The organism is Moraxella sp. VT-16-12 (genome assembly GCF_002224245.2).
Taxonomy (GTDB): Bacteria; Pseudomonadota; Gammaproteobacteria; order Pseudomonadales; family Moraxellaceae; genus Moraxella.
On record NZ_NKHK02000001.1, the window covers coordinates 191,551 to 214,407 of the forward strand.

The window sequence follows — 22,857 nt, forward strand, 5'->3', positions numbered from 1 at the left end:
ATCAAGCGACCTGATGGCATAATTTTGTTATAATAATGCCTTTTAAGAGACGATTATGCAACCAAGCCACCATTTTGAGCGTTTGTTAAACGTTCACGCTTTGTATGCCCCAAGAGATTTTGTGGCGATTGATGATACGCCCATGTGTCTTGAAATTGGGGCAGGCAAAGGCAAGCACGCTCTGATTTTTGCCGAAAATCACCCTGATACCACGCTGTATGCCATAGAGCGTACCCAAGAAAAATACCAAGCCTTTATCAAACTTGCCACACAAAAAAGTTTGCCAAATCTGCACGCCATTCATGCTGATGCGATTGCTTGGACGGCGTTTGCTGTATATCCCAAGCAAATACAAACCTGCTTTATTTTATATCCCAATCCAGAGTCAAAAAACAAAAACCAACGATTTTTAAACATGCCATTTTTTGAGTTGCTGTTATCAAAAATGGCAGATGATGGGCAGATTGTTTTGGCAAGCAATATTGCTGAGTATGTCAGCGAAGCACAGCAGTTGTTGGACAGCGTTTGGCGACTGCCCTATACCAAAAGGTACATACCCAGCTCATCTGCTCGCACTCATTTTGAAATCAAATATCTGGCTCGTGGTGAGACTTGCCAAGAGCTTATCATCACTAAGCCTGCACAGTATAGCACCCGTTTTGATACGCTTTTGCCACTGTCTTTGGAGCGGACATGAAGCCTGTTGTTGTCATCATTGGGGCAGGGGCGAGTGGTCTGATGGTGGCGGATTATTTAAGCGATTATGAAGTTGATGTATGTGTCTATGAGCAAATGCCCAGTGCAGGACGCAAGATATTGTGGGCAGGCAAAACAGGGCTTAACATCACGCACAGCGAGCCAATGGCGGATTTTGTGGGGCGTTATGTGCCTGATGATTGGCTAGATGCGTTTTTGTATCGTTATGACAATGCGTGGCTGGTGGCGTGGCTGTCTGCTTTGGGCGTGCAAACTTACACTGGTTCATCAGGCAGGGTGTTTCCTGTTGAAATGAAAGCATCACCGTTTTTAAGGGCGTGGCTAAAACGCTTGCTTGCTCATCATGTCCGCTTTTTTTATCGGCATCGCTGTGTGGCGATTGATAACAATACGCTTAGGCTGACCGCTACTGACAAACACGGTCAAAACACCACTTTTGATAAAACTTTTGATGCCATCGTTTTGGCGTGTGGCGGTGGCTCTTATGCCAAGCTGGGTAGCACAGGTACATGGCAGGCGTGGTTTGCCAATGATGAGCTAAGCCCATTGTACGCCAGCAATGTTGGTGTGGTCAAAGCGTGGTCGCCTTTTATGAATGCGTATTTTGGCAAGGCACTAAAACGTATTGCTGTGTGGGTGGACAGCCCTGAGCAAAAAAGCCAAGGTGATATCATCATCAGTCATTATGGCATGGAAAGCGGACTGATTTATAAATACAACCGCCAAATGCGAGATGATTTGGCTCGCTGTGGGCGTATTTGTATGATGGTGGATTTATTGCCTGATAAACATGAGCGTGATATTGAGCAAATTTTATCCCAAAAAAAGAAATCGCTCAACACCTTGCTACAAAAAGCAGGGCTGGACAAAGTTAAAATCGCCCTACTGCGAGAATGCACAGACAAGGTGGATTGGACAAATCATCAGATGATGGCAAAATATATCAAGCAGTTACCTGTTATTTTTACAGACTTTCGCCCCATCGATGAAGCGATAAGTACAGGTGGCGGGGTCAAGCGGTCAGCACTGACAGATGGGCTACAATTAAAATCCAATCCTAATGTCTTTTGTTGTGGGGAGATGTTGGATTTTGACGCACCAACAGGCGGCTATCTTTTAACGGCGTGCTTTGCTACTGGTAGGGTAGTGGGTGAGAGTGTTGCACAGCATTTAAATTTATCATTAAAACATAAAGACAAATCATAACGCCAAATTGGTTATGTAAAGCTGATATTATTGGTGTAGAAACCGCCCATGCTCCAAAAAATAAATCACTTGTTTGGCGGTTGTCTTGTCTGTCAAAAGCCCTGTGTGTGAGACAGGCAAAACGATATGGTCTTTGGCTTGGGGTAGGTAGGTCTCTGACAGATACACCGTGCCATCACTGGTGCAGTCATCACCCATCAGCTGATGGCGTTTGTTGTGATAAGTTAAAATTGGCAAACCAAGCCCAAGGGGGCGACTGCCTGCGATGACACCCAGCTCTATGTTGTCAGGTAGAGCCACGCATTGACCATCTAGGGCATTGGGATAGGCACGGCGAACCAGTGGTGGCAATAGTTTGTTGGCATAGTTGGCACAGACACTGCCTTGGTGGGGTGTACCAAGGGTAACACAGCGACCAATTTGCCATGCTTGACCAAAATTTGCCAAAAAATGACGTATGACCAAACCACCTAAACTGTGCCCAACAAGATTGATGGGGGTATCAGGCTGATGATGTTGGCAAAGCCAATCATGCAAAAGCTGACTGTGTGCGTCTATGGATTTGGTAAGACTGTGATAACTTGGGGCGTGCGTGGCAAAACCTGCATTAGACAACCTTTTTGCTAAGGGGTACATATAAACCCCATTCATATGCAAACCATGTATTAGTAGTGCAAAAGGCTTGTCTGTCATTTTTGGAACAAAGACGGTTTATTTGCCACGATAGGTAATGCGACCTTTTGATAGGTCGTAGGGCGTCATCTCAACTTTGACACGGTCGCCAGTTAAGATACGAATGTAGTGTTTACGCATTTTGCCTGAAATGTGAGCGATAATCTCATGCCCATTGTCAAGGCGGACTTTAAATAGGGTGTTTGGCAGGGTGTCAATCACTTCACCTTCAAACTCAATAATGTCGTCTTTTTTTGCCATAGTTTTATAAAGATAGAATAAAACGTCAATGATAACATAGAATTTGATAAAAATCCAGTTCATTAGACAAAGATGATACGCAGAACTTTCATACAGGCAAGTTTAACCAAAGCGGTGTGAGTGGTAAATTTGGTATGTGTGTTTGAAATTTATCAGGATAATAGGCATTGATAAAGTACAAACCATCAGCGTCTGCGGTTGGCGGAAGCTGTGAGCGGTCTTTGAGTTTAATCAGATGGGGAATGTCATCAGCAAGCAGTTTGTTTGTGCCTACGGCAAATAATGTCCCCATGATGTTACGCACCATGTGGTGTAAAAAACCATCTGCTTGGATGTCTAGCACAAAATATGCTCCGTGTTGAAACAACTTGATGTGGTGAATATCACGCACAGGCTTTTTGGACTGGCAAAGTGATGAGCGAAAGCTACTAAAATCATGTGTGCCACAAAAATGAAGGGTGGCAGCCATCATGCTATCTACATCAAGTGGCTCATAAAAATGGGTAACTTGGCGGTGCAAGATGGCGGGGCGGTAGGGCTGATTGAGTGTGATGTAGCGATAACGCCGAGCAGTGGCAGCAAAACGTGCATGAAAATCATCGGGCATAGGCACAAGCCACCGCAGAGCAATGTCATTTGGCAGTAGGGTATTTACGCCCCGAAGCCATTGATGGGCGGTGCGAGTGGCGGTTGTATTAAAATGAGCCACCATGTTGCTTGCGTGCACACCTGCATCTGTGCGTCCTGCTGCGATGACTTCTATGGGATGGTTAGCAACTTTGGATAGGGCGTGTTCTAGGTGTGCTTGGATACTTGCGACTTCTTGTTGGCGTTGCCAGCCTTTATAGTTTGTGCCAATAAATTCAATGCCAATGGCATAAGTGGTGGGTGCATTCATGATTGCCATGCCCCAAGCGTTAGGTTGCCTGTCAAATAAAGCCACAAAAGTTTGCCATAAATCCCCGCTATTGTTAAATTACCCCCCGACCATACACCGTGTTGGTATTGCCAAGCCCCTGCACCATAGTGGTCATTCACCCCACCAAAAGCACACATGCTGGTACAGATGACGGGTATGTTTAAGCTGTTTAGTTTTTCAAGTGCTTGTATGACATCTGGCGATGATGGCACGTTGCCTGCCCCAAAAGCGATGATGATGACAGCGATGGCGTTTGTGGCGTGTTGCAACTCATGGGCTAAAACTGTTGGGCTATTGGGGGTTAGGTAGATGGTTTTGATGGGGGCGTGTGTGGCTTTTTGATGGAGTATCTCCACAGATGAAGGGGTGATTTGTGTTGGCGTGGGTGCAGTGATGGCAACAAAAGCATCATTGGCTTGACTGTGGATTTTTTGGGTATTGTGTGCCAAAAAAATATCACCCACCACCACAAATACACCCTTTTTATGTATGTTTTTTAGGCAGATTGATAAATTTTGCCAAGCGTCTCCTGTTTTATCTATGGCATAAGGCAGATGTTTGGCGATAAATAATGGGTGCATGCTACCCATCACAAACACACTTATGTCGCACAAAGGTGCTAAGGCATAAGACAAAAACGCCCCCAAAAAGCTCAAACTGTCCGTACCAGTAATTAGGATAAAATGCCTAGCCCCTGTGTGGTAAGCTTTGGTAATGAGCTCATAAAAATGTACAAAATCAGCAGGGGTGAGCGTGCTGCTGTCTTTGATGATGTGATTTGGTAAAATGGTGTGGTCATGTTGATGAATTAGTGAGCTAAAAGCGGGCAAAAACTCATCAGCAGGTAAGGGTGTTAAAGGCGTGCCATGACTGCCAAATGTACCGCCAGCATAGATAAAATAAATGGTATTCATAAGATTGACATCATGATTTTTAAAGTGATTATTTTGGTAGTAAGTTTTTAGATTTGATTAAGTTGGTATGTGAAAATTCATGCGAGCCATTATAGCACCGTATCGCACATAAAAAAAGACGCATTTGTATGCGTCTGTTGGTTGGGGACATATTAAGAAAGCGTTACCATTAGGGCGTGTGCTTCTTGTTTTTGTGGGGGCAGACCATCTTGGACAACTTCTTGAAGCAGACGTTTGGCACTGTCATACTCACCAAGCTCTGCATACTGCTTGGCAAGCTCTAAGGTGATTTGAATGCCATCATCTGTTGGCATGCTTAGACTGTCTTCCAAAGAAGTGGCAGGAGTGGGTGTGATAACCACGGGAATCTCTTGCACGGTGGTAACAGGCACATTTGTTGCTTCTGCTTGTGTATCTGCTTGTGTGGCAGCATTTGTGTCAAAATCAATGCTGATAAAATCATCGTTAATGTCATTATTGACATTGGCTTTGTCAAAACTTGGCGTATCAAATCCTAAGCTGTTATCAAGTTCTAAGTCATTTTTGGACAACAAGTCATCGTCTAGCTCTAATTTTAAATCTTGGGTGGTTTTTGATGAAAAATCAAAGCCGAAATCATCTTCTGCCACCAAGTTGGGTGCGGTGGGTTGATGGGCTATGTCTGGCTTGGTGGTATCTTTATCAAAATCAAAAATAAAGTCGTCTGCTTTATTGGTGTTGTCATCAACATCAAAAGAAACTTCTTTAAAGTCTGCTGACAAATCAAGCGTGTTATCATCTGCTGAGATGCTAGTTTGGGTGTCGTTTAGCATGCCGCCAAAATCAAAATCTTTGGCCTCATCTGTGCTGAGAACATTTGCGGTAGTGTTGGTTTGAGATTTATCATCAAACGACAGCTCTGCAAAATCTAGCATATCAGCAGGTTGGGTGGTGTGATTGTCTTTTTGTTGTGTCTTATCATCAAAGTCATCAAAGGTAAAAGTCAAATCATCAGTACTGATGGATGGCTCGTGCTTGATGGCAGGTTGGTTGTTATCAAAATCCAGTTCAATATCTGCACCGCTGGTATTATCTGCACTTGGAGCATGAGTTACCTGATTGCTGGGAGTTTTTTCATCAAGCGTCAATGTTAAAGATTCGTTACTGGCTGATGATTCTTTTTGGGGAGCAAAACCGTCATTGCCAAAGTTAAAATCAAGGTCTATGACTTCTTTTTGGGCAATATTTTGATTGTCAGATGGCAGTATGTTTTGGTTATTTGTCGTTTTGCCCAAGTCATCATCAGCACTAGCTAAATCATCAAAGCTGGTAATGTCGGCTGGTGTGGTGGTTTTTGTGGTGGCGTTTTTGGTATTTGGTGTGTCAAAACTAAACTCAAAATCACCCAAATCTGTTAAATCATCTGTTTGGATAGTGTTGGGCGTGGCTGGCGAAGCTACCTGTTTGTTGGTAAGCTCATCAGCACCAAAGTCCAGTTCAAGTATCTCATCATCAGCCGCTTGGGACTGTGGAGCAGGAGCGGGTTTGGTATTTTGTGGTGTGGGGGCTGGCGCATCAAATTCTAACGTGTCAATTTGCACGGGGGTCGCCACAGGAGTTGCAGGCTGTGTGCTGGCAATTTCTTCATCAATCAAGGACTTAAAGAAGTTTGCATCTTGCACGGTTTTTGCGTCAGCGATTTCGCAGATTTTTTGGTGAAGCTGATTAAAAGAGACGTATTGCTTGGTCAATCCATACACCTGCAAAAGTTTTAACATCGCATCTGTATGGCGTGGGTTGGTCATCAATAGGCGTTTAAGCTCATTGATGGCAGTTTGGTAGTCTTGGTTTTGGATGTAAATATCTACTGTGGCGAGCTCGTTTTGTGGTGTAACTTGTGGTGCTGTTTTGGGAGTTTGCTGAGCAGATAAAGCGTTAGCAATGTCTTTATCAGACAGCAGACGTGGGTCGGCCATCTTGATGGTGGGTTGTTTATCAATGCTTGCGGGTCTGGGCAGTTTGCCTTGTTTTTTTTGTAGCTTTTGTAAGAAAAATAAAGCAACAATGGCAATAATAATGATGGCGACGACAATAAAAAGTAAAGTGTTATTCATAAAATCTCCGATAATCAAGCAGAACACTTGATAATGGCAAGTGGTCAATATGATGGAATTTTATCATATTTAAACCACCTGCCAAGTTAAACCAGACCCTGTGTGCTTATTGTTGGCTTTTTAGGGTTCTTAGGCGAGCTTCCAGTTCAGCCAATTTTTGGTTTTGTAATTGCAGTTTTTGAGTGGCAGCAGACAGCTCTTGGTTTAGACTGCTGATGTGTCTGGCACTGGTGGCAGTTTTGTTGCGAGTGTTTTTAAGTGTGCCAACCAAATTCTCATTACCACCAGTTACTGCTGTTTGGGTGGCTTTGGTATTTGTGCCTGTTGCTTTGCCTTGCTGACTTGGTGTTACTAGGGTAACCTGAGCTTTGGGCAGGGCTTTTTTGGCGGGACGAGCGGTGATTTGACTATCACGGCGAGTGGTGTTTTTCTTAGCAGTTGTGGTGGGTTTGGCACTTTTTTTGGTTTTTGCCTTAGCAACACGCTCGCTGTCATTGTGCTGACGTTTACTTGCAATGGCATCTTCAATGGCTTTTTGCGATAAAACCACGTCATATTCAGGCAAATTTAGGCTTGCCTTGGCTTTAAGCTGATTCATTTTGCCATGACTAAACGCACTTGGATTGGCTTCATGAATGGCTTTCATGACCTGACCGACTTTTAGGTTATTTGCTTTGGCAATCTCGTTGGCAATGCTCCATAGGCTGTCGCCACTTTGTACAACATAGGTCGCTTTGCTTTGGGCTTGCTTGGTGTCAGGTTTGCTGACAGCTTCTGCGGTGGTATTTTGAGTGCTTAGCTCTGATTTGGGCGTGGTAGGTGCTTGCCCTTGTGGGTAGGCATGGCGAGAGATTTCTTCACTGACGATGTCCTGTTGGACATTGGCTTTTGAAGGCGTAACCTTTGCCACCTGTGGTGCGTTGGTGTTGGCAGAAACAACAGGAGTGGATACAGGGTCATCTGCCATGGGGCTGACTGTGGGCAGGTTGCTGGTGGTATCTGATGCGGTCATTTGTGGCTGTTTTTCAGGCAGGCTAAATGTGCTACCTGATGGCAGTGGCATCAGTAGTGTTTGTGGCTCAATGAGCTGCTGACCGTTGTTGTTTAGGTTGAGTACCACATCAGCAAAAGGGGTGGCAATTGGCGTGCTTGAAGTGAGCGTGATTTTACCTGATGTGTCCGATGTGGGGGTAAACTTAACGTGAATCTTGGTGTCAGCAGATAGCCCCATTTGTTGGTAAATGTCAGCAGTCGCCAAACTTGCGTTAAAATTTTTGGCATCAATGTCTGACACATCAATGGTTGCAGACAAAGGCTCATGCTGTGCTGATGTGATGTTGGCTTGACCTAGACTGATGGCATTAGCGTGCAGACTGGTCGTACCAAGCAAAGAAACGAGTACTGCTTGACGAATTAGGGTGGTACGATACGGTTTGTGCCAAGACATAATTATCCTTTTGAGTATTAGTAAGTGAATGACACCGCCATGACGGCTCTTAGTTATATATTCTTTATAACAAAATCTGCCATGAAATACCAGTGCATTTTGATGATTTGCAAAAGTATGGTGTTAAACTGCACTTAAAACGAAAAACTTTAACTTATGATTTTATTTGCAATTACTATGCCAGCTCATAAAAATGGTGAATTATTTTAAAATTACTTATTAATACATCATAACCATCTCTTTGAATTTATAAAGATTTATTGTTAATTTTAAGCAGTTTATTTTGTTAATTTGGTTAAATATTTTACTCATATTTTAATCGTATTTGTTTAATTTTTCTTCATATTATTTTTTACAAAGAGATACTAAGTGTAAATATAGATTGTTATCATATAAACATACAAAAACCCACTCTATAATAAAGTAGGTTTTTGTTAATAATGAATTAAAAATTAATCAATATACAAGCCATTAAATGCGTTTTTGAAGGATGGCAAGCATACGGCGAAGTGGTTCGGCCGCTCCCCACAAAAGCTGGTCGCCCACAGTAAATGCAGTCAAATACTCGCCACCCATGTTCATCTTACGCAAACGGCCAACCGCAACATTTAAAGTGCCAGTTACTGCCACAGGGGTCAGACGCTCCATGCTGTCGGGTTTGTTGTTTGGTACGACATCAAGCCATGGGTTTTTGCTGTCAATCAAAGCTTGTTCAATATCGGCCAACGGAATGTCTTTTTTAAGTTTGATGGTCAAAGCCTGAGAGTGGCAACGCATCGCCCCGATACGCACACAAATCCCATCAATATTGATGATATCGTCATCAGCTTTGCCAAGGATTTTGTTGGTTTCAGCTTGCCCCTTCCATTCTTCACGAGATTGCCCATTATCAAGCTGACTGTCAATATAAGGAATTAAACTGCCTGCCAAGACTGCCCCAAACTGCTGTTTTGGAAAACTGTCGCTACGCTGCGTGTTGGCAATGATGTGGTCAATCTGTAAAATTGCACTGGCAGGGTCAGCCAGTTTGTCTGCCACGCTGTCATGTAGTACGCCCATGCCAGCAATCAGCTCACGCATATTGGCAGCACCAGCACCACTTGCTGCTTGATAAGTCATGGCAGATACCCACTCCACCCAATCACGGCGGAACAGCTCGCCGATTGCCATCAACATGAGTGATACGGTGCAGTTGCCACCAATAAAGTCTTTTTTGCCATTGGCTAAGGCAGCATCAATGACATCACGATTGATGGGGTCTAAGATGATGATGGCGTCATCTTCCATGCGAAGTGAGCTGGCTGCATCAATCCAATAGCCTGCCCAGCCACCATCACGCAATGCAGGGTGCACCGCTTTGGTATAGTCGCCACCTTGGCAAGTGATGATGACATCGCATTTGGCAAGCTCGCTGATGTCATTGGCATCTTTTAGCGTGCCAGCATTGGCAATCACGCCGCCAAAATCAGGGGCTTGTCCACCTGCGTTACTGGTTGAAAAAAACACAGGCGTAAAATGTTCAAAATCACCTTCTTCAATCATGCGATTCATGAGTACCGAGCCAACCATACCACGCCAGCCAACCAGACCAACGGTTAATTTGTCAGACATAAAAACCCCTTAAAAATGTTTGTAAAACTCATAAATATGCCCTTTTATGACGAAAAAATCAAGTCTTTTTTGTCATTTTTTATACATTGTCAGCAAAAACTGACAAATCATGACGTTTTTGGCTGATGATTTGGGTGGGTAAAACCGTTATAATGAACTCATAACAACGGCTAGGATTGCTATTTTGTTAAGTACCCAGACCCAATTTTGAAAAATTGGGTTTTTTTAATGGCATTTAGCATTATTAACCCACTTCAATGATGGGTACGGCTCGGGCATTTAGGGCATCTTGCCAAGCTGATAAATGCTCGCCTTCACCAAAAAATTCCACCATTACCCCAAACTGGCAATTTTGTAATAAGCCATCAAGTTTGCGTAACATACCCCTATCAGGTAGGGATTTTAGGTCAATCCCCAAATGAAGCTGTGCTTGTAATTCGTTGGCGGTGTTGATGGCGTGTGTCAGCTCGTCTTTGTTGTCTAGCACGCCAATCTCTTTGATGTCTTGGGCGTTTTGTATGTGATACCAGTTGTTTGGGGCAGGGCGTTCTAAGGTTGCTACCACTTTGGTGGCTGTATGTATGATGGGTTTGGCAATTTGTGGGGCGTGGGGCGTGTAGTCATCTTTGTCGATGATGTCTTGGTTGAATTGGTGGAGCAGTTGTTGATAATAGTATAAATTTTGGTCAATTTTAAAGGACTGACGGGCATTGAATAAGCAATAAAGATAGGCACAAAATCTAGGAATGATGCCATAAAACACCACGCTTGCCATCATCAGTATGGCAAGGCTGGCAGGTGTGGCAGTTTTGTGGATAAGTTCGCTAAAATTTGGCACATCAAAACCAAATATTTTTGGCAAAAATCCAAGAAATGCCAAAACGGTGGCAAAATGGCTGTCGTTGAGTAAGGTGGATTCCCAAACAAAGGCATAGCTTTTAAAGGAAAACAACAAAAGTAGGGCAAGCAAACTTCCCATCAGACCAAACAACCACGCCCGATGAACGATTGCACCCACCCGAAAACGGTCGTTTTTTTCAAACTCTTCTACGTAAATCTCAAACGCACTTCGCTCTACGGGTTTTTTGGGTTTTAATTTGTCCAAAAGCAGATAGATGATGGCGTAGTTGTGTGTTTTTCTAAGACCAATAAGCCACACCAGCAAGGTTAATGTGTGATAACCAAGCAGTCCCACCAATACATAAAAAAAGCTGATAAAATGCGTACTAAGCAGCCCAAGCACCCCCAAAAAACCCAATAAAAAATAAGACGTGCTATATACTTGGGTGGTGATACTCACCAAAAATTTGCCTTTGTGTAGGGCGGATTTGAGTTTGCCATCGCTGTCTATGAGTGTGGCACGTTTGACCAGTTTTTCCATCGGTGTACCATCTGTTTGTTTGGCAGTGGCAGTGGCGGATTTTGGGCTGGTGGCAAATAGGTGAGAGCCGTTTTCTAGTCGTCTGACCAGTTCTAGGTGTTTGTGGGTGTGGGGGCTAAGTTTGGGGTTGTGATTAGTCATGGGACAAAGCGGTCAGTTTGGCGTTGAGTTCGTTGAGCTGTTGGCGAGTGGCAGGATTATCACGCACAGCAAGCTGTTTGGTGAGTTTTTTTATTTGGGTGCGAATTTTGGCAAGTTCAATGGTGTTTTTGGCAATGGTTTTATCTATTTGGGTGGGCGTGCTGATGGCACTGCTGATGGCGGATTCTATGGCATTGACAACAGGTTTTGTGCCGTCTGTCATGGTTTTTGCAACACGATTTAGGTGTTGATGGTAGCGTTTTTTTAGGTGGGTTTGCTCTTGCTGGCGTGCAGTGTCTGTCAGTGTGCGATGATGTGGTACAAGACTGATGCAGTCCACAGGGCAAGGGGGCAAACACAGCTCACAGCCCGTGCACAGGTCGGTGATGATGGTGTGCATGTGCTTGGCGGTGCCAATGATAGCATCCACAGGACACGCAGGCAGACATTTGGTACAACCGATACACTCGCTTTCATCAATAACTGCTCGTACTTCTTGGGGGCGATTGGTGGCAGGGTTGGTTTGCCATTTGCTTGGGGTGGCAGATAATACAGGTGTGGGGCGGTGTGGGGCTAACTGCTTAAAAATCTCATCGGTTACCGCTTGACCGCCCGGTACGCACAAATTGTGAGCTTCACCAACAACCACAATGCCATAGGCATAAGGCAAACAGCCGTCATGATGACCACACAAACCACATTGGGTTTGGGGCAGTATGTCATCAATCTTGGCAATCAATGCTCGTTCGTCATCGCTACATTTATCCAAGGCAAGCGAGCAAAACAACACAGGCAAAGTTGGCTTTGGTGGTGCGGTCAAAATGTTCTCTTAGTGATTTTTGATAAACCTAATATTATACCTGTTTTTTTGGGTGCAGGTAGGGTTTTGGGTATTTAATTTTTTGTTACAAGATGTTTTGAGTGGGTAATGACTGCTCATAAGCAGGACGTTACAAACCAAAAATGATGGACCATCCATGTCCATCTTTTGTTTTAGGTGAGTTATTAACGAAAAGTTGATGTGCAAATATGCGTGCTATTATCTCCCCAAGCAGTCAGAGCTTGGCATTGAGCTTGACCATGTTGTTTTTCGCAGTTTTTTAGAGCTTTTTGTAGGGATTTGTTGCCATCTTTATTAACATCATAAAACAAATCGCTGATTTTTCTTTGACCCTGTGTGGTATTTTTTGGTACAATCAAAGCAATGCAGGCATTATCAAAACTGATGGTCTTGGCACATTTGCCTTGACAATTGTTATTTACATAGTTGTCTGCGACAGTTTTGCTGGTTTCGATGGTGTAAGTATAGCGGACAAAACCGTCTGCACCTTCAAAAAGCCCCAAAGTGCCATACATTTTATCAGCATAGCGTTTGTTTTGGGCTAGGGTGTCGTAGTTTACAGGGTTAAAGCAGTAACCTTGACCACGTTCGCTATAATTGGTAATAACACCGTCTTTATCGGTGGTGAGTATCTGATAGCAACAAGTGGTTTCTTTGTGGCTACGACAGTTACCATATTGGCAGTTGGTGATGACATAGCCTGTATAAGTACAATCTTTCCATGTGTATTTATTGCCTTTGACAGAATAAGGACTGCCCCAATGACTAATCAGACTATTAATGTGATAGCCTTTTAAGCCTTTTTTACTGGCGTAATCGCTGGCATGAGCCCCCATGATAATGACCATCAACGCCACTAAACATACACCAATGATGTGTTTCATTGTTTGACCCTAAGACAGTAAATTAATATAACTGTATGATAGCACAGTCATCACAAAAAATTAAGTATGTTAAGTACATTGGGTGTTTTGAGTAATTTATTTGGTGATTTTGGAGAAAATCTCATCATTATCCTGCCCAAGTGTAGGTGGTGGACGGCGATAGGTGGCAGGTGTGGCAGAGAGTTTAATGGGATTACCTAAGGTTTTGATGGGGCTGTTTTTAAAAGAAACCACCATTTGACGGTCATGGGTTTGGGGTAGATTTAGGGCTTCATCAATGCTGTTGATAGAGCCACATGGCACGCCTGATTTTTCTAATAAATCAAGCCAATAAGCTCGGGGGTGGGCATCAAACACCGCTTGCATGATGGGAATGAGCGTATCTCGGTGGGCGACACGGTCAGGGTTGGTGGCAAAGCGTTCATCAGTATGCCAATCTTGCCCAAGTGCTTGACAGAGCTTGACAAACTGACCGTCATTCCCACACGCGATGATAAAATGACCATCACTTGCCCCAAAGACTTGATAGGGCACGATACTGGCATGGGCGTTGCCCAATCTGGGTGGTCTTGTGCCTGTTGCCAGATGATTCATGCCAACATTGGCAAGCATGGCAAGCGAGCTGTCAAACAATGCTACGTCCACGTGCTGACCGACCCCTGTGTGTGTGCGAGCATATAAGGCGGTTAAAATCCCCACGGTCAGTTGTAAGCCTGAAAACAAATCCACCACCGCAACCCCAACTTTTTGTGGCTGCCCATCTGTCTCGCCTGTGATACTCATCAAACCTGACAGACCTTGTATGATATAGTCATAGCCTGCTTTGTGGGCATCTGTGCCAGTTTGCCCAAAACCTGTCAAAGACGCATAAATAAGGCGGGGATTAATGGCACTTAGGCTGTCGTAGTCTAACCCATATTTGGCAAGATTACCCACTTTAAAATTTTCCACAAACACATCAGCATCTTTGATAAGCTCTTTGATGACCGATTGTCCGTAGTCGCTGGTGATGTCAAGGGTGAGAGAGCGTTTGTTGCGGTTGATGGTGGCAAAATAAGCACTGGTGGCTGTGCCATCTGTATCTATAAAATTGGGCGGATTCCAATGGCGGGTTTCATCGCCGACATCAGGGCGTTCTATTTTTATCACGTCCGCCCCAAAATCCGCCAAAATCTGCGTGGCAGAAGGGGCTGCCAGCACACGAGATAAATCAACAACTTTAATGCCATCTAGTGCCTTAGGTGAGATTGGGGAGTTTGGGGTCATAAGATGTCCTTGATTGGTTTTGGATTAAGAAAATGCCTGCAAGCCAGTGATGGCTCTTCCAAGTATCAAAGCATGAATGTCATGTGTGCCTTCATAGGTATTGACCGCTTCTAGGTTCATGACGTGGCGGATGACATGAAACTCATCATGAATGCCATTACCACCGTGCATATCACGAGCCGTGCGAGCGATGGCTAGGGCTTTACCACAGTTGTTGCGTTTGATGAGTGAAATCATTGGTGGAGCAACTTTGTCATCGTCCATCAAACGACCGACTTGTAAAGCGGCGTGCAGTCCTAAGTTAATCTCAGTCATCATGTCAGCAAGTTTAAGCTGAACCAGTTGGGTGTTTGCTAAGGGGCGACTGAACTGTTTGCGTTCTAGTGTGTAGGTGCGAGCGGCGTTAAAACAAAACTCTGCTGACCCCATCGCCCCCCACGCAATGCCATAACGAGCTTTATTTAGGCAGCCAAACGGACCTTTTAGCCCACGAATCTCAGGAAAGGCGTTTTCTTCTGGCACAAAGACCTTATCCATGACTATCTCGCCAGTAATGGACGCTCTTAATGAAAATTTACCGTCTATTTTAGGGGCGGATAGACCTTTTGTGCCTTTATCTAGGATAAAACCACGAATCTCACCATCATCATCTTTTGCCCAAACCACAAACACATCAGCGATGGGTGAATTGGTTATCCACATTTTAGTGCCTGTCAGCTCATAGCCACCTTGGACTTTTTTGGCACGTGTTTTCATACCCGCAGGGTCAGAGCCTGCATCAGGTTCGGTCAAACCAAAACAGCCAATGTACTCACCAGTGGCAAGTTTGGGTAGGTATTTTTGTTTTTGTTCGTCTGTGCCATAAGTATAAATGGGGTGCATGACAAGGCTTGATTGTACGCTCATCGCCGAGCGATATCCTGAATCCACGCTTTCTACCGCCCGAGCGACCAAGCCATATGCCACATGGCTCATGCCAGCACAGCCGTAGCCATCTATTGTCATGCCAAGCAGTCCAAGCTCGCCCATCTGACGCATGATGGTGGGGTCAAAATGCTCATGTCGGTTGGCGTTGATGATGTTTGGCATCAGCTCTTTTTGACAAAAGTCCTTGGCGGTGTCATACACCATGCGTTCATCATCGCTTAAAAGGCTGTTGAGATTTAAGGCATCTTGCCAGTCAAAAGGCACAAAGCTCATGAGATACTCCTGTATTAAAGATTTTGTCGGTGAGATTTGTTCAATATAATGAACAATGGTTCTATATAAAAAACATGAGCTTATTTAAACAGATATTTGATGATTTGTAAAGGGGTTTTGTCAGATGATTTTGGGATATTTTGACCAACATTAGCAAGCCACACCACATCAGGCGATGATGGTGAAAATGCCTTAATATTTTTTTCTCACCACGTCTTTGATGGGGTCGCTTTTGGCGATTTTTTCTATGGCTTCGTTGATGTCTTGTTTGTCCGCTTCGGGTTCTTGTTGGATAAGCGTGGCTTTTGGGTGGTATTGAAATTTACCATAAACAGGAAAATGGTCAGAGCCAACATCAGGCAACACTTGTATGTCAATCATCAAAAAATCATGACTGTGAAAAATGTGGTCAAGTGGCCAACGTAAAGGGGGGTATTTGGCGTGGAAGGTGTTAAACAGTCCACGACCTTTGCGCGGGTCAAGCAGTCCACTGATTTTTTGAAACAGTTTTGAAGTTGATGACCAAGCCACGTCATTTAAATCACCAAACACCAACACAGGCTCGTCCATGTGTTCAATCTCACGCCCCACAAGTAGCAGTTCAGCATCTCGGTCGGTGGCGGTGGCGGATTCGGTGGGGCTTGGGGGCATGGGGTGTAGGCAGTAGATATAAATCCATTCTCCTGAGCGAAGTTTGAGTTTGGATTTGATGGATGGTATGTCTTCGGTAACCCAATGGCGTATTTCACTGTCTTTTAGTTCAAGGCGACTGTATAGGTGCATGCCATACAGATTGTCAAGGGGGATTTGGACGGTATAAGTATATCCGTGATGTTCAAGTATGGACAGTTGTTCTTGCCACCAGTCATCGCTTTCTAAGGTAAGCACAATGTCAGGCTGTTTTTGGTGTATTTGCTCAATCAACAGATGGGCATTGTGGTTGTCAGTCAGGACATTAGACGTTAATAATGACAAGGTGCGTAAATCTTCTTTGCCACGATAAACGGCAACTTCTGGACGCACTAGGGGTGTGTAGGCGATGATTTGGATGAGTTGATATACCAGACAAACGGTGCCAACCATCACCAAAAACCAAAACAAATGATGATGTGATAGGGCAAGCCATAAGCTAACAGGCAGACTAATCAGACTGACGATGGCGATTTGTAATCGGGGAAAATCAAAAATGCGAAATACCCAATGGTCATGCTTGATAAGTGGTAAAAGTGTTGCCACCACTGGCATCAGCACAAACAACAATAACAAACAATCCCACCATGTTAATATCATAATATTCCCAACATAAAAAGCCTATGATAGCAAATTTTGATAAAAATCGCCATTGGTGGGGGTGTGGTGTCTTGGATGTTTTGAGCAATGCCTGATGACCGTGCTGACAGTCATCAGGTGATGTGTGGTATTAAATGGACTTTTTAGATTGATTGTTTAGGGCGAAACTGCCAACACTGTTTTCTTTGAGCCAAATTTGATTGGCTTCTTTAATGGCACGAATCTCATCGTCCATAAAGGCTTTGCTTTTGCCGGGATTTTTGGTGGTAGCATGAGCATATAACACAATCCCAAGCACAAACCATACCCCAAAGATGCCCCATTCCACTTTTCCTAGCCCGGATGGTGAAACAGGCAGATACAAAGCAAACATGGCGATACTGATGATGAGTGTCAAAATGCCAACGGCTTTACCAAAAGGCACTTTAAACGGTCTGACCATATTTGGTTCTTTGTAACGCAAATATAAAAACGCTGCCGCCACACAAGTGTAAGCGATGACAATGCCTATGCCACCTGCGTCCACAATCCACACCAACGATTTACGCCCAAAAAGCGGAGCAAGGGTGGCAAGACCGCCAATTAAGATGATGGCATTGGCAGGGGTGTTGTATTTTGGGTGTAGTTTGGCAAGGGCGTTGGGAAGCATGTGAGCTTTTGCCATGGCAAACATTAAGCGACTGCCACCGATTAAAAACGCGTTCCAGCTTGACATGATGCCCAGCACACCACCAACAACAAGCAATCTGCCCGCCCAAGTGGAATTCCAAGCATTACTCATGGCATCGGCGGTGGCAAGCGATGAGTTTTGGGCTTGCTCTAAATTTAGGGTATGTCCAACACTCCAAGCGATACCCATGTACCACATGACTGCCATGATGAGCGAGACGATAAGAAACAGACCGATTTGGGGGCGAGTCAGGTCTATCTCTTCGGCAGCTTGGGGTATGACATCAAAACCAACAAACATAAATGGCACCATGATGATGACGGTCATAATCCCTGCGGTGCCATTGATGAAGTTTGGTATGGCAAGATTAGATAGGTTGGCGTTTGGGTTAAATAATAATGCCCCAACAAATAGCCCAATACCCACAAGTAAGATGCCAACGACCGCCAATTTTTGAAACCATGCCGCTACTTCCATGCCACGAACATTTAGGTAGGTAACCAAAATAGAGCCTACCATACCCACAAGCACCCAAGTGGCGTACACGTCCCAACCTGCAATATTGTACATATAGCCTTGGTTGTAGTTGGGGATAAGGTATTCAATCACCGTAGGTAGTGCCACCGCTTCAAAGGCGACCACTGATAAATAACCAAACAAAATGCTCCATGAACACAAAAACGAGATGTGTACCCCAAAGGCTCGGTGTGTGTAGGTGTGTTCCCCACCTGTGATGGGCATACAAGCTGCAAGCTCAGCATAGGCAAAGCCGATGAGTATCACTGCAAATCCGCCAAGCAAAAACGCCAAGACAGCACCCCAAAGACCTGCTGATGCTACCCAGCCACCTGCCAAAACAACCCACCCCCAACCAACCATTGCCCCAAAAGCTAGGGCAATGATGTCCACGGTACTAAGAGATTTTTTAAAATTATCCGTCATGATAAACTCCTTTTAATCAGACCAATGTGTTGCTCAAAACTTTTAAATCATCAATCCTTAAAAAACGTTTTGATAATCTGCAAGGCTTCATCAAACACATCATCTGGTATGGTTAAAGGCATCATGACTCTGATGGTATTAAAGTGTGTGCCACAAGAAGCAAGCAGTAAGCCATGTTCAAAGGCGTGCTTTTTTAGGGCATTGGTGGCATCTACATCAGGATTACCATCTTTATCTACCAAGTCAAAGGCAAGCATGGCGCCTTTATGGCGGACATGACTGATGGCAGGCGAGTTTAGGGCATTTAAAAATGTTGCCATTTTATGACCAATGTCTTGGGATTTTTGAAGTAGGTTTTCGTTTTTGATGATTTTGATGACTTCTAAGGCAGCGACCGTGCCAAGTGGTGAGCCTGCATAAGTGCCACCTAAGCCACCGACCTGCGGAGCGTCCATGATGTCAGCACGCCCAATCAGTGCCGAGATGGGAAAGCCACCTGCCATAGATTTGGCACAGGTCATGACATCAGGCTCCACGCCAAGCTGTTCACTGGCAAAGAGCGTGCCTGTCCGCCCAAATCCGCATTGCACTTCATCAAAAATCAACACGATGCCATGTTTATCACACACATCACGGAGTGCTTTGGCAAATGATGGGGTAAGCTGATGAAAGCCCCCTTCGCCTTGTACAGGCTCAATAATCATCGCTGCCACTTCTGATGGGTCAATGTCGCATTTAAAAATCATATCAAGTCCACGCAGTGCGTCATCTTCTGTGATGTTGTTTTCCACACAAGGAAAAGGTGCGTGATAGATGGACGGTGGCATAGGACCAAAATTCTTTTTGTAGGGCACAACCTTGCCTGTCAGCCCCATTGCCAGCAAGGTGCGACCGTGCCAGCCACCACTAAATGCAATCACCCCAGCCCGACCTGTTTTGGCACGAGCGACTTTGATGGCGTTTTCTACGGCTTCTGCCCCTGTGGTGAGCAAAAACGCTTTTTTGTCGCCTGTGATGGGGGCAAGTTCACACAGCTTTTCGCACAGCTCCACGTAGCTTTCATAACCCACGATTTGAGCAGAAGTGTGTGAAAAACGGTCAAGCTGAGCTTTTACGGCATTGACGATTTGCGGATGGCTATGCCCTGTGTTCAGTACGGAGATGCCACCCACAAAATCAATATAGCGGTTGCCTTCTACATCAATGATTTCGCTATTTTTGGCACTATCAGCAAAAATGTCAAAAGCAACACCCAGTCCTGTGGGCAAAACTTTTTTACGGCGTTCTAACAAAGATTGATTGGTCATGAATTACTCCCTGTGGTGGTTTTGTTCTGTATAATAAACAAATGTTCTATATATAGAATATATCCATATAAAACCATATTTTTGCTGTCTTGGCAATCAATTTTTTGTAAATTTTAAAAGTTTTTGCCAATAAAAAACCCTTGATAAATACTTCTTATCAAGGGTTGGGTATTAGCTGATGTCCAAACACCAGTATTTGGTGCTGATGTATTCATCTATGCCGTATTTTGAGCCTTCACGGCCAAAGCCTGACTGTTTGACACCGCCAAATGGGGCGACTTCGGTGGACAGTAGCCCTGTGTTTTGGGCGACCATGCCATATTCTAGGCTTTCAGACACTCGCCAAGCCCGTGCCAAGTCTTTGGTATAAAAATAAGCCGCCAATCCATAGATGGTGTCATTGGCTTGATTGATGACTTCTTGTTCATCATCAAACACAAAAACAGGAGCGATGGGGGCAAAAATCTCTTCATGAGCAATACGCATCTCATCGGTGATGTCGGTGATGATGGTTGGTAAAAAACACGTGGCGTGCGTGGGGTGGGGTGTGCCACCTGTGACGATGGTTGCTCCTTTGTCGGTGGCATCTTTGAGTAGTGTTTGGGTTTTGTGTAGGGCGTCTTGGTTGATAAGACAGCCAATGTCCACACCATCAATAAGCCCATTGCCTACGGTTAGGCTTTCTACTTGGGCTTTAAATTTGCTGATAAATTCATCTTTGATGGTACGATGAACATAAATGCGGTTGGCACACACGCACGTTTGCCCTGCGTTGCGGTATTTGGAAGTAATTGCTCCATCTACGGCTTTATCAATGTCGGCATCATCAAAGACGATAAAGGGTGCATTACCCCCCAATTCTAGCGACAGTTTTTTGATGGTGCTGGCACATTGTGCCATCAATATCCGCCCCACTTCAGTAGAGCCTGTAAAGGAGAGTTTTTTGATGCGGTCATCTTCGGTCAGCACTTTGCCAATGTTGCCAGATTTGCCTGTGATGACGGATAATACGCCATCAGGTATGCCTGCTTGTTTGGCAAGATAAGCCAAGGCTAAGGCAGAAAACGGCGTTTCACTGGCAGGTCGGACTATCATTGTGCAACCTGCTGCTAGGGCAGGAGCGACTTTTCTGGTAATCATCGCTGCTGGAAAATTCCAAGGGGTGATGGCGGCACACACGCCAATGGGCTGTTTTAATACCACATAGCGAAGGCGGGTGTTTGGACTGGCGATGACATCACCATAGACACGTTTGGCCTCATCAGCAAACCATCTGATAAAGCTGTTGGCATAGCTTACCTCGCCCCTTGCTTCTTTTAGGGGCTTGCCTTGCTCATTTGTCATGATGATTGCCAAATCGTCAAGATTTTCATCTATCAAATCCGCCCAGCGATGTAAAATCTTTGCACGCTCATGAACGCTTTTGGCTGACCACGCTGCCAAAGCCACCGTAGCTAAACGAACAGCTTCGCTAGCTTCATCAGCACTTAGACTTGGCACACAGCCGATACGCTCACCTGTAAAAGGGTTTTTAACATCTAAGGTGTCGCCAGAGTGAGCGGACTGCCAGACACCTGCCACAAAGGCGTTTTGTTGAAAAAGGTCAGGATTTTTTAAAGATAGGCTCATGGTGCGTCCTTGGGATATTAGTTTTGAAAATTTGTTCTATATATTGAATATATGTTCAATATACAGTACAATATTAGCACCATTCATCATTTTATACAAGTGATTTTATCCTAAGTTTAACAATTTGGAAACCGTATGAGCGACAAACCTAAATCCACCAGCGTACCTGCCTTAGAAAAAGCCTTTGAGATTTTGGACTTTATTACAAAAAGCCCCACGCCTGTCTCGTCTGCCACCATCGCTAAGGAGCTGTCCTTGGCTCGCTCCACCACGCACAACATCTTGCAGGTTCTGACAAATAAAGGTGTGTTGCACAAAGACGGCAACCATTTATTTAGTTTGGGTTCGTATCTGTTGTACTGGGCAGGGCGATTTGAAGTAGAAAAGGGCGTGGTGGCACTGTTTCATGAAATGGCGGTGGGCTTTGATGTTTTAACGCCTTATACCATCACCTTATCCACTTTGGATTTTGAGCATGGGGAGACGGTGTTTTTGAGCAGTCATGCAGGGTCTAGTGCGATAGATTTTGTCTTTCGGCGTGGCGTGCGTGTGCCTGCAGTGTTTTCAGCGACAGGCAAAGCAATTTTAAGTCAGTATCCTTTTGATAAAGTGGTGGCAATGTACGGCAAATTTCCCACCCCTTTGACAGAGCGGGGTGTGGCAGATTTTGATGGTTTAAAAGCAGAATTTGATGACATCAAACAAACTCGTCTATCACTTGATAATGGTCAGCTTAGGCTTGGCATGACGTGCATGGGAACATATATCAGGGGTCAAGATGGTGTGCGTCTTGGGATTGCGGTGTCATTATCTGACAGTGAGTACCATGAGCATAAAGACACCATCGGTCAAGCCATCATCACTTTGGCACAGCAGATTGAGCGGGGGCTTGGGGTAAGTTGATTTGAGCAAACACCGCTTGATAATGACGTGCTTTTTGCTCTAATGCCAAAGGATATGCTCGTGATGATGATGGCAAGCGGTGCAAACGGATGGTTTTACCATTGATGGATAGGGGTGATGACTGTCCTATTTTTGGGGCTGGGGTATGACCAAATTCACCAAGCAAAATTTTGGTTGCCTTTTCGCCTGTGGTGATGATGTGCGTGCAATCTGGCAAAGTCTTTAATAACCCTTTGATGTCTGTTGTTTCAACAATGGTCAAAAATTTATCAGATGCGTTATCTTGCTGGCGAATGACGGCTTTGGCGGTGTCATAGATGGCAATGCCTTGTCGGTACAAAAAGTCTTTGATGAGATGTTCTTTAAAGGTTTTACCATCAATAAAATACCCCTTATCTTGGTAAAACACCACGCCCATAATCCGCCAAAAATCATTATTGATGTTAGGATAATAAAATCTCATCGCCCAACGAGCAGGTGGCGGGGGAAAACTGCCTAATATCAGCACTTTGGCATGGGGCATGACAAAGGGAGCTAAGGGGTGGTACTCAACAGATGACATG

The 22,857-nt window shown here is 44.6% G+C and carries 20 protein-coding genes; 3 read left to right on the forward strand and 17 right to left on the reverse strand.

What is annotated here, in order from left to right; genetic code table 11:
• The first annotated feature begins 55 nt into the window (after window positions 1-55).
• Entirely contained in the window at window positions 56-697 is a 642-nt protein-coding gene (locus CEW93_RS00905; RefSeq protein ID WP_089538594.1) for a DUF938 domain-containing protein, read from the forward strand.
• A complete protein-coding gene (locus CEW93_RS00910; protein ID WP_146416621.1) occupies window positions 694-1,923 on the forward strand; it encodes a TIGR03862 family flavoprotein in 1,230 nt (409 codons plus the stop codon). The genes CEW93_RS00905 and CEW93_RS00910 overlap by 4 nt, the downstream gene beginning before the upstream one ends.
• A 27-nt stretch (window positions 1,924-1,950) precedes the next feature.
• Here CEW93_RS00910 and CEW93_RS00915 read toward each other — a convergent pair whose 3' ends face one another.
• The 16 genes from CEW93_RS00915 to CEW93_RS00990 all read right to left on the reverse strand — a co-directional run bounded on the left by CEW93_RS00915 (window position 1,951) and on the right by CEW93_RS00990 (window position 21,391).
• Window positions 1,951-2,616, reverse strand: a complete 666-nt coding sequence (locus tag CEW93_RS00915; protein WP_089538591.1) for an alpha/beta fold hydrolase — start codon at window positions 2,614-2,616, stop codon at window positions 1,951-1,953.
• An 18-nt stretch (window positions 2,617-2,634) separates the two neighbouring features.
• Window positions 2,635-2,856, reverse strand: a complete 222-nt coding sequence (gene infA / locus CEW93_RS00920; RefSeq protein ID WP_066804404.1) for a translation initiation factor IF-1 — start codon at window positions 2,854-2,856, stop codon at window positions 2,635-2,637.
• A gap of 88 nt (window positions 2,857-2,944) precedes the next feature.
• Window positions 2,945-3,754: a tRNA pseudouridine(38-40) synthase TruA gene (gene truA, locus CEW93_RS00925; RefSeq protein ID WP_089538590.1), complete on the reverse strand. Its 810-nt coding sequence runs from the start codon at window positions 3,752-3,754 to the stop codon at window positions 2,945-2,947.
• A complete protein-coding gene (locus CEW93_RS00930; RefSeq protein ID WP_089538589.1) occupies window positions 3,751-4,689 on the reverse strand; it encodes an asparaginase domain-containing protein in 939 nt (312 codons plus the stop codon). The genes truA and CEW93_RS00930 overlap by 4 nt, the downstream gene beginning before the upstream one ends.
• A 152-nt stretch (window positions 4,690-4,841) precedes the next feature.
• Window positions 4,842-6,782, reverse strand: a complete 1,941-nt coding sequence (locus CEW93_RS00935; RefSeq protein ID WP_089538588.1) for a FimV/HubP family polar landmark protein — start codon at window positions 6,780-6,782, stop codon at window positions 4,842-4,844.
• Between the two features lie 106 nt (window positions 6,783-6,888).
• On the reverse strand, window positions 6,889-8,229 hold the full coding sequence (locus tag CEW93_RS00940) for a FimV family protein (protein WP_089538587.1): 1,341 nt from the start codon (window positions 8,227-8,229) through the stop codon (window positions 6,889-6,891).
• Between the two features lie 471 nt (window positions 8,230-8,700).
• Window positions 8,701-9,840, reverse strand: a complete 1,140-nt coding sequence (gene asd, locus CEW93_RS00945; RefSeq protein ID WP_089538586.1) for an aspartate-semialdehyde dehydrogenase — start codon at window positions 9,838-9,840, stop codon at window positions 8,701-8,703.
• A gap of 244 nt (window positions 9,841-10,084) precedes the next feature.
• Window positions 10,085-11,362, reverse strand: coding sequence for a DUF2868 domain-containing protein (locus tag CEW93_RS00950; protein WP_089538585.1), 1,278 nt, complete (start codon window positions 11,360-11,362; stop codon window positions 10,085-10,087).
• Window positions 11,355-12,182, reverse strand: coding sequence for an RnfABCDGE type electron transport complex subunit B (locus CEW93_RS00955; RefSeq protein ID WP_186727859.1), 828 nt, complete (start codon window positions 12,180-12,182; stop codon window positions 11,355-11,357). Before CEW93_RS00955 ends, CEW93_RS00950 begins: the two co-directional genes overlap by 8 nt.
• A gap of 185 nt (window positions 12,183-12,367) precedes the next feature.
• Window positions 12,368-13,087 (reverse strand): DUF4189 domain-containing protein, encoded by a 720-nt coding sequence (locus tag CEW93_RS00960; RefSeq protein WP_089538583.1) that lies wholly within the window; start codon window positions 13,085-13,087, stop codon window positions 12,368-12,370.
• A 96-nt stretch (window positions 13,088-13,183) separates the two neighbouring features.
• Entirely contained in the window at window positions 13,184-14,353 is a 1,170-nt protein-coding gene (locus CEW93_RS00965) for a CaiB/BaiF CoA-transferase family protein (RefSeq protein WP_089538582.1), read from the reverse strand.
• Between the two features lie 24 nt (window positions 14,354-14,377).
• Window positions 14,378-15,553: an acyl-CoA dehydrogenase gene (locus CEW93_RS00970; protein ID WP_089538581.1), complete on the reverse strand. Its 1,176-nt coding sequence runs from the start codon at window positions 15,551-15,553 to the stop codon at window positions 14,378-14,380.
• Between the two features lie 192 nt (window positions 15,554-15,745).
• On the reverse strand, window positions 15,746-16,843 hold the full coding sequence (locus CEW93_RS00975) for an endonuclease/exonuclease/phosphatase family protein (RefSeq protein ID WP_089538580.1): 1,098 nt from the start codon (window positions 16,841-16,843) through the stop codon (window positions 15,746-15,748).
• Between the two features lie 130 nt (window positions 16,844-16,973).
• On the reverse strand, window positions 16,974-18,455 hold the full coding sequence (locus CEW93_RS00980; RefSeq protein ID WP_089538579.1) for an APC family permease: 1,482 nt from the start codon (window positions 18,453-18,455) through the stop codon (window positions 16,974-16,976).
• 50 nt (window positions 18,456-18,505) lie between these two features.
• Entirely contained in the window at window positions 18,506-19,762 is a 1,257-nt protein-coding gene (gabT, locus tag CEW93_RS00985) for a 4-aminobutyrate--2-oxoglutarate transaminase (protein ID WP_089538578.1), read from the reverse strand.
• A 171-nt stretch (window positions 19,763-19,933) separates the two neighbouring features.
• Window positions 19,934-21,391 (reverse strand): NAD-dependent succinate-semialdehyde dehydrogenase, encoded by a 1,458-nt coding sequence (locus tag CEW93_RS00990; protein WP_089538577.1) that lies wholly within the window; start codon window positions 21,389-21,391, stop codon window positions 19,934-19,936.
• 135 nt (window positions 21,392-21,526) lie between these two features.
• Between CEW93_RS00990 and CEW93_RS00995 the strand changes: the two genes are divergently transcribed.
• On the forward strand, window positions 21,527-22,294 hold the full coding sequence (locus tag CEW93_RS00995) for an IclR family transcriptional regulator (protein WP_089538576.1): 768 nt from the start codon (window positions 21,527-21,529) through the stop codon (window positions 22,292-22,294).
• Here CEW93_RS00995 and CEW93_RS01000 read toward each other — a convergent pair.
• The gene (locus CEW93_RS01000) at window positions 22,251-22,856 is read right to left on the reverse strand and encodes a uracil-DNA glycosylase family protein (RefSeq protein WP_089538575.1); all 606 of its coding nucleotides are present in this window, start codon (window positions 22,854-22,856) and stop codon (window positions 22,251-22,253) included. The genes CEW93_RS00995 and CEW93_RS01000 overlap by 44 nt on opposite strands.
• Between the last annotated feature and the right edge of the window lies 1 nt (window position 22,857).

What these genes read in the sequence shown, in the direction of transcription:
- CEW93_RS00905 (WP_089538594.1), top strand. Translation starts at nt 56, where the DNA reads ATGCAACCAAGCCACCATTTTGAGCGTTTGTTAAACGTTCACGCTTTG.
- CEW93_RS00910 (WP_146416621.1), top strand. Translation starts at nt 694, where the DNA reads ATGAAGCCTGTTGTTGTCATCATTGGGGCAGGGGCGAGTGGTCTGATG.
- CEW93_RS00915 (WP_089538591.1), bottom strand. Translation starts at nt 2,616, where the DNA reads ATGACAGACAAGCCTTTTGCACTACTAATACATGGTTTGCATATGAAT.
- infA (WP_066804404.1), bottom strand. Translation starts at nt 2,856, where the DNA reads ATGGCAAAAAAAGACGACATTATTGAGTTTGAAGGTGAAGTGATTGAC.
- truA (WP_089538590.1), bottom strand. Translation starts at nt 3,754, where the DNA reads ATGAATGCACCCACCACTTATGCCATTGGCATTGAATTTATTGGCACA.
- CEW93_RS00930 (WP_089538589.1), bottom strand. Translation starts at nt 4,689, where the DNA reads ATGAATACCATTTATTTTATCTATGCTGGCGGTACATTTGGCAGTCAT.
- CEW93_RS00935 (WP_089538588.1), bottom strand. Translation starts at nt 6,782, where the DNA reads ATGAATAACACTTTACTTTTTATTGTCGTCGCCATCATTATTATTGCC.
- CEW93_RS00940 (WP_089538587.1), bottom strand. Translation starts at nt 8,229, where the DNA reads ATGTCTTGGCACAAACCGTATCGTACCACCCTAATTCGTCAAGCAGTA.
- asd (WP_089538586.1), bottom strand. Translation starts at nt 9,840, where the DNA reads ATGTCTGACAAATTAACCGTTGGTCTGGTTGGCTGGCGTGGTATGGTT.
- CEW93_RS00950 (WP_089538585.1), bottom strand. Translation starts at nt 11,362, where the DNA reads ATGACTAATCACAACCCCAAACTTAGCCCCCACACCCACAAACACCTA.
- CEW93_RS00960 (WP_089538583.1), bottom strand. Translation starts at nt 13,087, where the DNA reads ATGAAACACATCATTGGTGTATGTTTAGTGGCGTTGATGGTCATTATC.
- CEW93_RS00965 (WP_089538582.1), bottom strand. Translation starts at nt 14,353, where the DNA reads ATGACCCCAAACTCCCCAATCTCACCTAAGGCACTAGATGGCATTAAA.
- CEW93_RS00970 (WP_089538581.1), bottom strand. Translation starts at nt 15,553, where the DNA reads ATGAGCTTTGTGCCTTTTGACTGGCAAGATGCCTTAAATCTCAACAGC.
- CEW93_RS00975 (WP_089538580.1), bottom strand. Translation starts at nt 16,843, where the DNA reads ATGATATTAACATGGTGGGATTGTTTGTTATTGTTGTTTGTGCTGATG.
- CEW93_RS00980 (WP_089538579.1), bottom strand. Translation starts at nt 18,455, where the DNA reads ATGACGGATAATTTTAAAAAATCTCTTAGTACCGTGGACATCATTGCC.
- gabT (WP_089538578.1), bottom strand. Translation starts at nt 19,762, where the DNA reads ATGACCAATCAATCTTTGTTAGAACGCCGTAAAAAAGTTTTGCCCACA.
- CEW93_RS00990 (WP_089538577.1), bottom strand. Translation starts at nt 21,391, where the DNA reads ATGAGCCTATCTTTAAAAAATCCTGACCTTTTTCAACAAAACGCCTTT.
- CEW93_RS00995 (WP_089538576.1), top strand. Translation starts at nt 21,527, where the DNA reads ATGAGCGACAAACCTAAATCCACCAGCGTACCTGCCTTAGAAAAAGCC.
- CEW93_RS01000 (WP_089538575.1), bottom strand. Translation starts at nt 22,856, where the DNA reads ATGTCATCTGTTGAGTACCACCCCTTAGCTCCCTTTGTCATGCCCCAT.